Here is a 13649-nt window from a genome sequence, read left to right on the forward strand (position 1 = left end):
TGGGGCGGGCGATGGATCAGGCGGCGGCAGTGGCGGCCACGGCGGTGTCGTCGCGGTACTGGCCGGGCCAGGTGCGCGGCGCCTTGTTGGCCACGCGCTGGGCGATGGCCGCGATGTGCTCGGGCGTGGTGCCGCAGCAGCCGCCCACCAGGTTCACCAGCCCGGACGCGGCGAATTCCTCCACCAGCGACGAGGTGACCTCGGGCGTTTCGTCGAAGCCGGTGTCGCTCATCGGGTTGGGCAGGCCGGCGTTGGGGTAGCAGGACACGGCGGCGTCGCACACCTTGGCCAGTTCGGCGATGTACGGGCGCATCAGCGTGGCGCCAAGCGCGCAGTTCAGGCCGAAGGTGATCGGCCGGGCATGGCGCAGGCTGTTCCAGAACGCCTCGACGGTCTGGCCGGACAGGATGCGTCCCGAGGCGTCGGTCACGGTGCCGGAGATCATCACCGGCACGCGCTCGCCCGTGTCCTCGAACAGCTGGTCGATGGCGAACAGGGCGGCCTTGGCGTTCAGCGTGTCGAAGATCGTCTCGACCAGGAACACGTCGGCGCCGCCCTCGAGCAGACCCTTGCCCTGCTCGTAGTAGGACTCGCGCAGTTCCTCGAACGTGACGTTGCGCGCGCCGGGGTCGTTCACGTCCGGGCTGATGCTGGCGGTCTTCGGCGTGGGGCCGAAGGCGCCGGCCACGAAGCGCGGCTTCTCCGGCGTGCTGAACTTGTCGCAGGCGGCGCGCGCCAGGCGGGCGGCCACGACGTTCATCTCATAGGCGAGGTCCGCCATCTTGTAGTCTTCCTGCGCCACGCGCGTGGCCCCGAACGTGTTGGTCTCGATCAGGTCCGCGCCGGCGGCAAGGTACTGCTCGTGGATCTCGCGGATGACTTCCGGGCGCGTCAGCAGCAGCAGTTCGTTGTTGCCCTTCACGTCGATGCGATGGTCCGCAAAGCGCGTGCCGCGATAGTCGGCCTCGCCAAGCTTGTAGCGCTGGATCATGGTGCCCATGGCGCCGTCCAGGATCAGGATGCGGTCGCGCAGCAACCGGGGCAGGTTGGCGGCCCGCGTGTACGGACGGACAGGTGTGGGAGTGGCGCTCATGACGGGGCTGGGGCGGAAGACTGCCGAATTTTTGGGTAAGAGCGGGATTTTATCAGGGTAATCAAGGCATTGCGGGCAGAAAGGACATCGGAAACCCCGCTATTCCGCGCCGCGCCCGGGTTGTCAGTGCCGGGCGCGGCGGCCTACACTGGGAGACGTAATCGGCACCGCACTTGTTCCCGTCCGCCCAAACCCGCCCTAACCCGCCCCAACCCGCCCCAACCCGCCCGAACCGCATGCAACACCTGAGCCCCGCCGACGCCCGCGCCCTGCTCGACAGCGCCCCCGATGCGCTGTTCATCGACTGCCGCAGCGAGATGGAATACCTGTTCGTCGGCCATCCGCAGGGCGCCCACAACGTGCCCTGGAACGATGGCCCGGACTGGGAGGTGAACCCGCATTTCGTCCAGGCGGTGAAGAAGCTGGCCGGCCATGCCTCGGCCCGCCCGGTGCTGCTGATCTGCCGCAGCGGCAACCGCTCCACGGCGGCGGCGCGTGCGCTGGAGGGCGCCGGCTTCACCACGGTGTACAACGTCCTGCACGGTTTCGAGGGCGACCTGGACCCCCAGCGGCATCGCAATACACTGAATGGCTGGCGCCACGACGGGCTGCCGTGGGAACAGTACTGACACCGGCTGTTGACCCGCCCGCGCCATGAAAAACGCCCGCTTGCGCGGGCGTCGTCGTATCGCGGTGGGGCAGACGGTGCCGGGTCAGTGCATGACCAGCGGGTTGTTCATCACCGTATCGAACTTGCCGAGGAATTCATCCACCTCTTCCACGGATGGCTCGCTCTCGATCAGACGCGTCACATCGGCGCGGAAGGTCTCGGCCATATGGCCGCCGAGGAAAATTTCGCGTTTCAGGTTCTTGTCGACGATTTCGTAGCCGCCCGAGGCAAGGGGCGCATGCTCGACATCTGCTCCAAACTCGACAATGCAGTAATTGTCGCTGTTGTAGATCATTTGCATTGCGCTACCTCCTGGCGTCATGGTTGGCGACAATCCCGCAGATTATTGCGGTTTCCGGCGTTAAACCGGCGTGAATGCCGCGATTTCACCTCCAAGCTGAGGGTAGTCGTCCGTAATTCAAGTTCTGCTGCCGGACGAAACCTTGCGTGCCATTGCTGCCCTCCTAGGTTGGGCATCGGCGCCGCACGCAAGTTTCTTGAGCGCCGAGCAGTTCTGTATTCCAAATCTTTCAGCGTATTACTAGGGCACGTCGCATTGACCGCCGCATGCCGCATTGCCGAGGAACGCATCGAATACCGCGAAGAAGCGTTCCGGCTGTTCCAGGAACGGCAGGTGCGCGGCCTCGGGCAATACCTCCAGCTTCGCACCATGGATCTTGCTGGCAATGGATTGCGCCATCGAAACGGGCGCACCCTCGTCGTTTTCGCCCACGATCACCAATGTGGGGCAATGAATCCGGCCGATGGCCTCCGAGAGGTCGAAGGCCACGATGGCTTGCGCCACCCCGACGTAGCCTTCCACCGGCGTACCCAGAAGCATCCTGCGGACCCGCTCGACCGCCTCCGGATGCGCTTCCCGGAATCCGGCCGTCAACCACCGCTCCAGCGTGGCGTTGACCATGCCCGCCATGCCATGTGCCTCGGCCTGGCCGATGCGGTTGGCCCACATCGGGTGGGCCGTCATCGGCGTATGGTCGTGCGTGTCGACCAGCGTCAGCGACAGCAGCCGCTCCGCATGCCGCACGCCGAGCGTCTGCCCGATCATGCCGCCCACCGACACCCCGCAGAAATGCGCCTGCGGAATCTCGAGGGTGTCCATCAGCGCCGCCACGTCATCGGCCAGGCGCGCCATCGTATAAGACCCGATCGGGGCATCGCTGCCGCCATGGCCGCGCAGGTCGTACCTCAGTATGCGATACCGGGGCGCCAGATGCCGTGCGGTGTCGTCCCAGAGCGACAAATTCGCACCCAAAGCGTGCGCCAACACCACCCACGGGCCGTCCGAACCGTCGATGCGGACCTGCAGGTCCACGTCGCCAGTGCGTATTCGTCGGGTGTTCGTGTCAGCCATATGTCGATCTCCGGAGTGTCACGGCACGAATGATTCTCAACGTCCCTCAGTACTACGATAGACGAGATCAATCTGAGTGCCATCGGGTTCCGTCTGACGCAGACGCGCCGGCAGCCATTTCAGCGCGGGCGCCAGCCACACTTCCACGCGCCGTTTATCGCCCGGATGACGTGGCAGGCGCACGAAGTGCTTCGTGGTGACCATGCCATGCACGCCGATCTCGATGGTCTCCTCCCCCACGTATTGCACCTGCATCGGCTCCACCTCGCGGGTATCGGCCACATTGAAGGTGTCCGTCACGCCCGGCGCGGCGTAGCGCTGGGGGTCGGCGGCGACCCATCCCACCAGTTGGAGGAACACGCTGAAGCGGTCCTGGAAGTTCTGCGGCATCGGCGCCTGGCCGCCACGCGTTTCAAACACGATCAGCCCGGCCGCAGGGTCGAAGCGCGCCACTTCCTTCTTGCTGCGGCGGGCTTCCTCGTAGCGCAGCGGGGTCAGCCCGCCCGGCCCCATCTCGCCGGCGCTCTGGAACACGAAGCGGAACCACAGCACGCGCGTCTCCACCACCAGCCGGTAGCGGCCGCCGTCCTGCTCCCAGCGGATCAGGCCGTCCGGGTTCTGCACGCCATTGACGTAGCTCGAGTAATGCATGGTGGCCGATGGCGGCGGGGTGTACTGGGGTGATGCCGGCGCGGGCGGGGCCGGGGGGGCCGGCGCGGCGGTGGCGCTGGTACCGGCTGGCGCGGCACCCTCCCCGCCGATGCCGGTCACGGCGCTGGTCTCGCCAGATGGCGCCGTGGCCAGGTCCGGCGCCGCCTGGGGCTCGGCCGGCGCGGGTTGCGGCTGCGGCGTCGGCTGGGCCTTGGGCATGGGGCGCGGCCGGGGGCGCGGGGCCGGGGCGGGCGGGGTGGGCGGCGGCAGCAGCACCGCCTCCATCGACGGCGGAATGCTGATCTCGGGCAGGCCCGGCAACGGCATGCGCAGCAGCCCGAGCAGCACCAGCAGGTGCGCGATCACCACGCACACGGCGACCACGATCACCGCGACCCAGCGCTGCCTGAGCCGCCTGCGTGGTTTCGTGCTAGCGCGAGGGGTGGCCGGCGGGTCCGGCCGAGTGGCTGGCGCCAAGGTATCCGAGTTCCGAAGATATCTGTCGGGCGATGTCCCGCACGCGGCGGTCCACCGAACCGCCCCATTCTGCATCGAATACGCTCTGCGCGCCGAGCACAATCAGCGCCATCGACAAATGCCCGTTGGCGTCGAACACCGGCAGCGAGATCGCGTTGATGCCCGGCAGTACGCCGCCGCGCGTGCGCGCCGCGCCCTGGGCGCGGACTTCGGCGCAGATGGCGTCGTATTCGGCCAGCGAGGCGGGCATGTCCGGCAGCGGCGTGGCGCCGCGCGTGGCGAATTCCCGTTCGATCAGCGGCAGCGTCTGGCGCCGCGACAGGTAGGCGCCATACAGCCGCCCCGTGGCCGAGTTCAGCATCGGCATGACATCGCCCAGCCGCAGGCTCACGCTGACCGGATGGCTCGATTCCTCCCAATGGACGATGGTCGGCCCGTGGTTGCCCCACACGGCGATGCCGGCGGTCTGGTCGATCTCGTCGCGCAGCTGCGACAGCAGCGGCCGCGCCTTGCGCACCGGATCGAGCCGGTTCAGCCCCGCCAGACCCAGTTGCAGCGCGAACGGCCCGAGGTCATAGCGCCCGCTCACGGCGTCCTGCGCCACCGCGCCGAGCCGCTGGAAGCTCACCAGGTAGCGGTGGGCCTTGGCCGGCGGCATGTCGGCCGCGGCGGCCAGGTCGCGCAGCATCATCGCGCGCGGCGAGGCCGCCAGCGCCTGGAGCAGCCGGAAGCCGACCTCGATCGACTGAATGCCCGCGCGCTTGCCATCGTCCTCACCGGCGTTGTCGTCCGGGCGGTCGGCGGCGTCATCGAGGCGGGAATCGTCGTGTGCGGTCATGCGGGGCGAAGGTGGGAGCGGCGTTGCCGGCCATTCTATACGGCGGACGGCGGGCGGCACCCCGGCGTCCGGTAGACTTGCGGCCACCGCACATCGACGATTGCCCGAACCCCCATGAAACTCGCAACCCTGAAGGACGGTTCGCGCGACGGCCAGCTCGTGGTCGTCTCCCGCGACCTCAAGACCGCGCACTTCGCCACCGACATCGCCGGCACGCTGCAGCGCGCGCTCGACGACTGGTCTTTCCACGCCCCGCAGCTCCAGGACCTCTACGACGCCCTGAACGCCGGCCGCGCGCGCCATCCGTTCCCGTTCCAGCCGAAGGACTGCATGGCGCCGCTGCCGCGTGCCTACCAGTGGGCCGACGGCTCGGCCTACGTCAACCACGTGGAACTGGTGCGCAAGGCCCGAGGCGCCGAGATGCCGCCCGAGTTCTGGACCGATCCGCTGATGTACCAGGGCGGCTCGGACGACTTCCTCGGCCCGCAGGACGACATCGTCTGCGCCAGCGAGGCGTTCGGCATCGACTTCGAGGCCGAGGTGGCCGTGATTACCGGCGACGTGCGCATGGGCGCCACGCCCGAGCAGGCCGGCGAGGGCATCCGCCTGGTGATGCTGGCCAACGATGTCTCGCTGCGCAACCTGATTCCGGCCGAGCTGGGCAAGGGCTTCGGCTTCTTCCAGAGCAAGCCGGCCACGGCGTTCTCGCCGGTGGCCGTCACGCCGGATGAACTGGGCGAGGCCTGGCACGACCGCAAGGTGCACCGCCCGCTGACCGTCCACTGGAACAGCAAGAAGGTGGGCGCGCCCGACTGCGGCACCGACATGGTGTTCGACTTCGGCCAGCTCATCGCGCACATCTGCAAGACCCGCAACGTACGCGCGGGCAGCATCGTCGGCTCGGGCACCATCTCGAACGTGGACCGCAGCAAGGGCTACTGCTGCATCGCCGAGCAGCGCATGATCGAGACCATCGAGGGCGGCCAGCCGGTCACCGCGTTCATGAAATATGGCGACGCGGTGCGCATCGAGATGCTCGACGCCCAGGGCCAGTCGATCTTCGGCGCCATCGACCAGCTCGTGGCGCCGCGCTGACGCGCAATGTGCCTATAATTGTCCGACCGACCGGTCGGACAATTGATCCCATGCCGGCGGGACCACCCCTTGCCACGGAAGCCGCCCCCATGACCGCAGAGAACCCCGAGACCCCGGACACCACCCTCTCCCCGCGCCTGGCGCGCTATGCGTCGCTGACGCTGCGCCGCCACGGCCCCGTGCTCGAGGTCATCATGGGCGCGGCGCAGTCCGCCAACCAGAAGCTGGCCACCGCCGACGCCGGCATGCACCGCGAGCTGGCCGAGATCTGGCGCGACATTTCCGCCGATCCGGACATCCGCGTGGCCATCATCCGGGGCGAAGGCCGCGGCTTCTCGGCCGGTGGAGACCTGTCCCTGGTTGAGGACATGGCCAACGACTTCGCCACCCGCACGCGGGTCTGGCATGAAGCGCGCGACCTGGTCTACAACGTCATCAACTGCGACAAGCCCATCGTCTCGGCCATGCACGGCCCGGCCGTGGGCGCCGGGCTGGTGGCGGGGCTGCTGGCCGACATCTCGATTGCCGCCAAGACCGCGCGGATCGTCGATGGCCATACCCGGCTGGGCGTGGCGGCGGGCGATCATGCGGCCATCGTGTGGCCGTTGCTGTGCGGAATGGCCAAGGCCAAGTACTATCTGATGCTGTGCGAGTCGCTCAGCGGCGAGGAAGCCGAGCGCATCGGCCTGGTCTCGCTGGCAGTGGACGAAGACCAGCTGGTGGCCAAGGCGTTCGAAGTGGCCAACCGGCTCGCGGCGGGGTCCCAGACCGCCATCCGCTGGACCAAGTACGCGCTGAACAACTGGCTGCGCATGGCTGGCCCGGCGTTCGATACCTCGCTTGCACTCGAATTCATGGGCTTCGGCGGCCCCGATGTACATGAAGGCATGGCGAGCCTGCGCCAGAAGCGGCCGCCCGAATTCCAGTAACCGGCCAGCCAAGGTGGAATGATCGGCCCTGGCGGCCCCCCCACGGAGCGTGCGCGACCATGTTCGGACAGATCCCCGATTTCACCAATGGCTTCGAATTCCTGCGCCGTATCTGGAGCGCCGGCGGCAGCCTGCCGGGCGGCGGCATGATGCCCGGCCTGAGCGCGATGACCCCGCCGATGGACCTCGAAGAGATCGACAAGCGCATCCACGACCTGAAAGCCGTGGAAGGCTGGCTGCAACTGAACGCGAGCCTGCTGCGCACCACCATCCAGGGGCTGGAGGTACAGCGCGCCACGCTGGTGGCGCTGCAAACCTTCGGCAACGCGCTGTCCCCGGAAGCCATGCAGACCGCGATGGAGAACGTGGCGCGCGCGGCCAACGCGCCAAGCACCTCGCCGCCGCACCCCTTCCGTCCCAGCGCCGCCCCCGAGACCGTCTCCGAAGCCGAAGCCGACGCGGCCAATGCCGAGGACGACGACGACTTCGACGCGCCGCCCGACACCGCCGCCGAGGCCGCCGAAGCCGAGGGCGACGAAGCCGCAGAATCGGCAGAATCCGCCGAAGCCGGCCCCGCACCGTTGCCACCCAACGCCAGCCTGTGGTGGGACCTGCTCCAGCAACAGTTCAGCCAGATCGCCAGCAGCGCGACGGCGGCCACCACGGCACCGTTCGGCAACCTGGGCGGATTTGGCGCGATGGGCGGCATGGGTGCCCCCGGCGCGGAGGGCGTGGAGCCTGCCGCTCGGAGCCATCCTGCCCCGAACGGCAAGTCAACGCCGAAGCCGGCGGCCAAGCGCGCGGCGGCCAGGAAGCCTGCCGCGAAGAAGGCTGCAACCAAGACTGGGACCAAGGCTGCAACAAAGGCTGCGACAAAGGCTGCAACAAAGGCTGCGAAGGCCGCCACCAAGAAACCCGCCGCGAAAAAGCCCAGGCAGCCCGCCGCCAAGACACCCGCCGCGCCAGGCACCCCCGAGGACAGCGTCGAGTGAGCCGCCAGTGAACGTCGCGCACGCCGACCCGGCCATCCGCGCCAGCCAGCGCCAGCGCACGGCGCTGGTCATGATGGGCGGCGGCGCACGGGCGGCCTACCAGGCCGGCGTGCTGGCCGGCATCGCCCGCATCGCTACGCGGCATGGCCTCGGGCATTGCCCGCTGCCGTTCGGCATCGTCACCGGCACCTCGGCCGGGGCGATCAACAGCGCCGGCATGGCGGTGGGCGCTGCGGACTTCCAGGCCGCCACCGATCGCCTCGGCGCGCTCTGGCACGGCATTCATGCCGATGACGTCTATCGCACCGGCGTGCTGGGCGTGGGCGTCTCCGGCGCGCGCTGGCTTTCGTCGCTCGCATTCGGCTGGATCACGCGCCAGGCCCCGCGCGCGCTGTTCGATAACGCCCCGCTCGACAGCTTCCTGACCGAGTTGTTCGAACCCGGCCGCGTGCAGGCCAGCCTGGACGCGGGCGTGCTCCAGGCTTTCGCCGTGACCGCGCTGTCCTACAGCACCGGCCGCCATGTCACGTTCTACCAGTCGCACCGGCGCATCCAGCCGTGGCAGCGCAGCCAGCGGCTGGCCGTGGAAGCGCCGATTGGCGTGGACCACCTGCTCGCTTCCTCGTCGATTCCGTTTTTGTTCCCGTCCGTGCCGCTCGAGATCGAGGGCCATCACGAGTGGTTTGGCGACGGCACGATGCGCCAGATGTCGCCGCTCTCGCCGGCCATCCACCTTGGCGCGTCGCGCATCCTGGCCATCGGCGCGGCGTCGCGCCAGCGGCCGGGCTGGTTCGATACCGTACCGTCCGGCGGCTATCCGTCGCTCGCGCAGGTGGGCGGGCAGGCGCTGGCCAGCATCTTCCTCGATGGCCTGCAGGCCGACATCGAACGGCTGACGCACATCAACCGGCTGCTCGCGCGCATGCCCGAGGCCGCCGGCGATACCGACGGCTGGCGCCCGGTGGAAGTCATGACGATTGCCCCGAGCGAGCCGATCGAGGCCATCGCCGCCCAGCATGTGCACCGCTTGCCGCGCACGGTGCGCGCGCTGCTCGCCCCGCTCGGCGGGACCGAAGCGCGCGGCGCCGCGTTCGCGAGCTACCTGCTGTTCGAGCCGGAATTCACCCAGGCCCTGCTGGCGCTGGGCGAGCGCGATGCCGCGGCGGAGGCTGACGCCATCGCGGCCTTCCTCTATGGCGTGGTGCCCGAAACCGGGCACGCCACCGCGCGCGCCACGGATCCCGCTCTGGCGCCCTAAGGGCCCCCTGAGCAGCCGTCCCAGCGCCGCTTTTCAGGCTCCCACGTCGCAATTCGTCCACTTTCCCGGGGCAAACCTCGCTGATTCCTCAGCCATCGCTTCCCAGAAAAAGGGCAACGTCTGTTGCAATCCCTCGTAATCGCACTAAAAAGGAACTAGAGAAAAGATTCGAGAATAATTCCCATCTGGTAGAATCCGCCCGTAATTTCAAAGGCTTACCATGCTCTACCCCGAACTGTTCAAATCATTGGAATCGGTCCGCTGGCACATGGACAAGGACATCCCCTGGGATTCCTTCGACCCCAGCCTGCTGACGGACGATCAGGCGAAGACCATCCGCATGAATGCCATCACCGAATGGTCCGCCCTGCCGGCCACGGAGATGTTCCTGCGCGATAACCGCCATGATTCCGACTTTTCGGCGTTCATGAGCATCTGGTTCTTCGAGGAACAGAAGCACTCGCTGGTGCTGATGGAGTACCTGCGCCGCTTCCGCCCGGACCTCGTGCCGACGGAAGAAGAGCTGCACGCGGTGCGCTTCGAGTTCGATCCGGCCCCGCCGCTGGAGACGCTCATGCTGCACTTCTGTGGCGAGATCCGCCTGAACCACTGGTATCGCCGTGCCGCCGAATGGCACACCGAGCCGGTGATCAAGCACATCTACCGCACGCTGTCGCAGGACGAAGCCCGCCATGGCGGCGCCTACCTGCGCTATATGAAGAAGTATCTGGCGCAGTTCGGCGACTCCGCGCGCGCCGCCTTCGCCAAGATCGGCGTGCTGATGGCTTCGGCCCGCCGCACGGAAAAGCCGCTCCACCCGACCAACCTGCACGTGAACAAGGCGTTGTTCCCCAACGACACCGTGCAGTCCCGCCTGCCGGACCCGGACTGGCTCGAGCACTGGCTCGACGAGCAGATCCGCTTCGACGAAGTGTGGGAAAAGAAGGTGATCGAGCGCATCCTGCACAACATGTCGCTGCTGTTCGAACGCACGTTCGACACCGTGCAGGAACTGAACCGCTACCGCAAGGAACTGAACGCCAGCCTCGTGGCGGCGGGCCAGCAACCGGCCTGACCCCGCGACCCGCGCCGTTTCATGACCGCTCCCGCCTTCGAATCGAAGCTCGTTCCCGCTGACGACGCGGCCGCGCTGCGCGCCGCCGTGGCCGCCCTGCCGCGCCCGCTGGTCTTCACCAACGGCGTGTTCGACATCATGCACCGGGGCCACGCCACCTACCTCGCGCAGGCGCGCGAGCTGGGCGCGGCGCTGATCGTGGGCGTGAACAGCGACAGTTCGGTGAAGATGCTGGGCAAGGGCGATGACCGCCCGCTGAACCATGAGTCGGACCGCATGGCGCTGCTCGCGGCGCTGGCCTCGGTCGATCTCGTGGCGATGTTCCGCGAAAAGACGCCGGTGGAGCTGATCCGCCTGGTGCGGCCCGACATCTATGTGAAGGGCGGCGACTACGACATCGACACCCTCGAGGAAACCCGCCTCGTCCGTAGCTGGGGCGGCCAGGCCTACGCCATCCCCTTCCTGCACGACCGCTCCACCACCAAGCTGCTGACCAAGGTACGCCAGCAGGGCTGATCAGCCTCGCTGTTCAACCTTCGGCGCCAGTGCCTGGCTGCTTCGCGCCGCGCGCCTGCGTGCCGGCACGGCAGGCCTGGAGCGACTCCGCGCCATAACGCAGGCGCACTTCATCCATCCTTGCCCGCACCGCGTCGTCCGAGGACGTCACGCGTAGCCATTGGCGCGATACCGGCCGCGGTGCGTCCGTAATCAGCGCCGTGCGCACGCCCTGGGCGCGCAGGGATTCGAGGAAGCGGTCGGCGCGCTCGCGCTCCCGGAACAGTCCCAGCGACACGGTATAAGACGCCGGCGACGCCTCGGAGGCACCCTCCTCGCTGCTCACCACGGACACATCGGTCACCTTGCGGCGCTTCAGCTCCGCCAGCTTGCGGTCAGCGTTCTCGCGCGTGGGCTGCGCCGGCAGGTGGACCCACCAGCGCACCTGTTCGGTCCGTTCGAACTGCTGCACCGGCAGCGTGGCGCCGGCGGCGATGGCGGCGAGGTCTTCACGCGCCCGCGCCACGGTCTGGGCCGAGAAACCGCCGATCTCGAAGCAGGCATCGGCGCGCGGGGCCGGCTGGGCCACGGCCAGCGAGACATTGCCGGCAGGCGTGGGCGTCAGCGCGCCGCGCGGTGAACCTGCCGGGGCCGGGCGCCCGGTGGCGGTGTCGGCGGGCGGCTCCAGCCGCATCCGCTCGCCGCGCACTTGCTGGGCCACCCGCTGCGGCTCGCGCGGGCTTTCCATCCAGCCGGCCAGCGGGTCCGGGCCAAACCCGCCCAGCACGGCGGCCAGCAGCAACGCGTTGACGAGCAGCAGGATCAGCAGCAGGGCAGTCTGGCCTTTCTGGGACATGGAAGACGGATTCGGTTGGCGATGCTGGGAAGCTTGGATGCTGGGCCGCCTGGCGGCTGCCTCAGGCCCCCGTGGCCATCGCGTGCAGTCCAAGCAGCACGAGATTATCGTGCATCTCGAACGGCATCGCGAGTGCGCCGGAGAGCGCCTGTCGCGCGCCGCCCGAAAGCAGGCAGCGCACCGGCCCGCGTTCGCCCAGCGCCCGCCAGGAGCGCTCCACGGCGCCAGCCTGGGCGGCCAGGCAGCCGGCGGCGATGGCGTCATGGGTGTTGTCAGCGCCCAACGCCCGCACCGCCCGCGCTGCGCCCGCGCCGGTATCGAGCACGTCCAGCGCCGGCAGTTGGGCCGTGTTGCGGGCCAGCGAGCCGAGCATCAGCGCCACGCCGGGCAGGATCAGCCCACCCTCGAAGCGCGCGCCGCCATCGGCCTGCGCGGTGACGATGTCCAGCGTCGTGGCCGTGCCGGCCGTGACGATCAGCAGCGTCTCGCCGGGCAGCCAGCGGTGCGCGCCGATGCTGCCGACCCAGCGGTCCACGCCCAGTTGCGTGGGCTCGCGATAGCCGTTGACGAGATCGCCATGGGTGGCCGTGGTGCGTACCCATTGCAGCGTTGGGGCGGCTCCGAAGGCGTCGGCCAGCGTGGCCGTCACCGCCGCGCCGATCGCCGCCCCGGCCACGTTGGCGATCCAGACCGATGGCACGCCGCCGTCCGCCAGCCCCCGCCACGTGCCGGCCAGCGCCGCCAGCTCGTTCGATGCCGCCGGGGCGGCGTGGGTGGCGGCGCCCGCGTGGCGCCACGGGGTGGGCAGGGTGCCGGCCGGCGCGGTCGCGTCGGTGTCATCCGTGCTCCACGCCCACTTGAGCCGGGTATTGCCGATATCGATGAGCAGGCGCGCGCTCATGCCGCCGCTTCGCGCAAGGACACCTCGCCGCTGGCGATCCGTTGCAGCCCGTCCGCCGTCTCCAGCAGCAGGTGGCCGTCGCCATCCACGCCCCGGGCGAGGCCCTCGGCCAGCAGCGTGCCGTCGTGCAGCAGCCGCACCGGTTCGTCGCGGAAGGCATCGCGCGCGGACCAGCGGGCCGCCATCGGCGCGAAGCCTTCGGCCAGGAACACGGCGCGCATCGCCGCCAGCCGGTTCAGCACCGCGCCGAGGATCCGGGTGGGATGGTGGGCCGGGTCGAAGCCCGGCAGCGCCTCCGCCACGCCGGCCAGCGGACGGCCCAGCGCGGCTTCCATGCGGGCATCGCGCACCAGGTTCAGGCCGATGCCGATCACCGCCCAGAGCGCGCCGGGCCGCGCCGGCACCGATTCGATCAGGATGCCGGCCAGCTTACGGCCATCGATCTGGAGGTCGTTGGGCCATTTCAGGCCCACGCGGGGGCCGAGCGCCGGGTCCACATCCTCGAGCGCCTCCGCCAGCGCCAGTCCCACGGCCAGGCTCAGCCCGCTCAGGCGGGCCGGCGGCAGGGCCAGCGGCATGGCCACCGAGAAGGTCAGCCCCGCCTGCCCCTGCCACGGCCGGCCCTGGCGGCCGCGCCCGGCGGTCTGGCGATAGGCCACGCGCACCTGCGCGCTGTCTTCACCCTCCACCCAGCCGGCGCTGCGGCAGGCCTGGGTCAGGTCGGCGTTGGTCGAGCCGGTTTCCTCCACCACGTCCACGGTCCAGCCGCACGCGGGGCCGGCGTCCAGCGCGGTGCGCAGCATGGCGGCGTCGATGTGCCACGCGGGCAGCGCGGCGGCATCGTCGGCAAGGCTGGGAATGCTGGGGGGCGAGCGGTCGGGAGGCGCGGTCATGCAGGGCGGGTCAGGGTCAGCGCGAGGTCGTGCGCGGGTTGGGGGTGGCTTGGG

At 69.2% G+C, this 13649-nt stretch carries 15 protein-coding genes; 7 read left to right on the forward strand and 8 right to left on the reverse strand.

The genetic code is table 11. From position 1 onward, the window contains the following. Positions 1-16: 16 nt before the first annotated feature. Positions 17-1093: a homocysteine S-methyltransferase family protein gene (locus AB4120_RS03105; RefSeq protein WP_149136940.1), complete on the reverse strand. Its 1077-nt coding sequence runs from the start codon at positions 1091-1093 to the stop codon at positions 17-19. Positions 1094-1329: 236 nt separating this feature from the next. Between AB4120_RS03105 and AB4120_RS03110 the strand changes: the two genes are divergently transcribed. Further along, positions 1330-1722 (forward strand): rhodanese-like domain-containing protein, encoded by a 393-nt coding sequence (locus tag AB4120_RS03110; RefSeq protein WP_144202528.1) that lies wholly within the window; start codon positions 1330-1332, stop codon positions 1720-1722. 84 nt (positions 1723-1806) lie between these two features. On the opposite strand, the gene AB4120_RS03115 is transcribed toward AB4120_RS03110, so the two are convergent. From AB4120_RS03115 to AB4120_RS03130, 4 genes are all read right to left on the reverse strand, one after another. Beyond that, positions 1807-2064: a BTH_I0359 family protein gene (locus AB4120_RS03115; protein WP_092291295.1), complete on the reverse strand. Its 258-nt coding sequence runs from the start codon at positions 2062-2064 to the stop codon at positions 1807-1809. A 240-nt stretch (positions 2065-2304) separates the two neighbouring features. Then, positions 2305-3135, reverse strand: a complete 831-nt coding sequence (pcaD, locus tag AB4120_RS03120; RefSeq protein ID WP_149136941.1) for a 3-oxoadipate enol-lactonase — start codon at positions 3133-3135, stop codon at positions 2305-2307. 36 nt (positions 3136-3171) lie between these two features. Further along, positions 3172-4176, reverse strand: coding sequence for a DUF3108 domain-containing protein (locus AB4120_RS03125; RefSeq protein WP_441641836.1), 1005 nt, complete (start codon positions 4174-4176; stop codon positions 3172-3174). Between the two features lie 40 nt (positions 4177-4216). Further along, positions 4217-5101, reverse strand: a complete 885-nt coding sequence (locus AB4120_RS03130) for an IclR family transcriptional regulator (RefSeq protein ID WP_149136943.1) — start codon at positions 5099-5101, stop codon at positions 4217-4219. A 114-nt stretch (positions 5102-5215) separates the two neighbouring features. Here AB4120_RS03130 and AB4120_RS03135 point away from each other — a divergent pair, with 114 nt between their 5' ends. The 6 genes from AB4120_RS03135 to rfaE2 all read left to right on the forward strand — a co-directional run bounded on the left by AB4120_RS03135 (position 5216) and on the right by rfaE2 (position 10966). Continuing rightward, entirely contained in the window at positions 5216-6196 is a 981-nt protein-coding gene (locus AB4120_RS03135; protein WP_144202534.1) for a fumarylacetoacetate hydrolase family protein, read from the forward strand. An 89-nt stretch (positions 6197-6285) separates the two neighbouring features. Further along, on the forward strand, positions 6286-7125 hold the full coding sequence (locus AB4120_RS03140; RefSeq protein ID WP_149136944.1) for an enoyl-CoA hydratase/isomerase family protein: 840 nt from the start codon (positions 6286-6288) through the stop codon (positions 7123-7125). 59 nt (positions 7126-7184) lie between these two features. Next, the gene (locus AB4120_RS03145; RefSeq protein WP_149136945.1) at positions 7185-8117 is read left to right on the forward strand and encodes a PhaM family polyhydroxyalkanoate granule multifunctional regulatory protein; all 933 of its coding nucleotides are present in this window, start codon (positions 7185-7187) and stop codon (positions 8115-8117) included. A gap of 70 nt (positions 8118-8187) precedes the next feature. After that, positions 8188-9375 (forward strand): patatin-like phospholipase family protein, encoded by a 1188-nt coding sequence (locus tag AB4120_RS03150; protein ID WP_149137610.1) that lies wholly within the window; start codon positions 8188-8190, stop codon positions 9373-9375. Positions 9376-9595: 220 nt separating this feature from the next. Then, positions 9596-10450 carry a ferritin gene (locus AB4120_RS03155; protein ID WP_092291283.1) on the forward strand — a complete coding sequence of 285 codons (855 nt, stop codon included), beginning with the start codon at positions 9596-9598 and terminating at the stop codon, positions 10448-10450. Between the two features lie 21 nt (positions 10451-10471). Continuing rightward, on the forward strand, positions 10472-10966 hold the full coding sequence (gene rfaE2 / locus AB4120_RS03160) for a D-glycero-beta-D-manno-heptose 1-phosphate adenylyltransferase (RefSeq protein WP_144202540.1): 495 nt from the start codon (positions 10472-10474) through the stop codon (positions 10964-10966). A 13-nt stretch (positions 10967-10979) separates the two neighbouring features. Here rfaE2 and AB4120_RS03165 read toward each other — a convergent pair whose 3' ends face one another. The 3 genes from AB4120_RS03165 to AB4120_RS03175 form a co-directional block, all read right to left on the reverse strand. Further along, entirely contained in the window at positions 10980-11801 is an 822-nt protein-coding gene (locus AB4120_RS03165; RefSeq protein ID WP_149136946.1) for an SPOR domain-containing protein, read from the reverse strand. 61 nt (positions 11802-11862) lie between these two features. Next, complete coding sequence (locus AB4120_RS03170; protein ID WP_149136947.1) at positions 11863-12702, reverse strand: type III pantothenate kinase; 840 nt, start codon at positions 12700-12702, stop codon at positions 11863-11865. Beyond that, the gene (locus AB4120_RS03175) at positions 12699-13595 is read right to left on the reverse strand and encodes a biotin--[acetyl-CoA-carboxylase] ligase (RefSeq protein ID WP_441641837.1); all 897 of its coding nucleotides are present in this window, start codon (positions 13593-13595) and stop codon (positions 12699-12701) included. The genes AB4120_RS03170 and AB4120_RS03175 overlap by 4 nt, the downstream gene beginning before the upstream one ends. Between the last annotated feature and the right edge of the window lie 54 nt (positions 13596-13649).

Origin of the sequence: Cupriavidus sp. 2KB_3 (genome assembly GCF_052115685.1) — a bacterium.
In the GTDB taxonomy this organism is placed as follows: domain Bacteria; phylum Pseudomonadota; class Gammaproteobacteria; order Burkholderiales; family Burkholderiaceae; genus Cupriavidus; species Cupriavidus campinensis.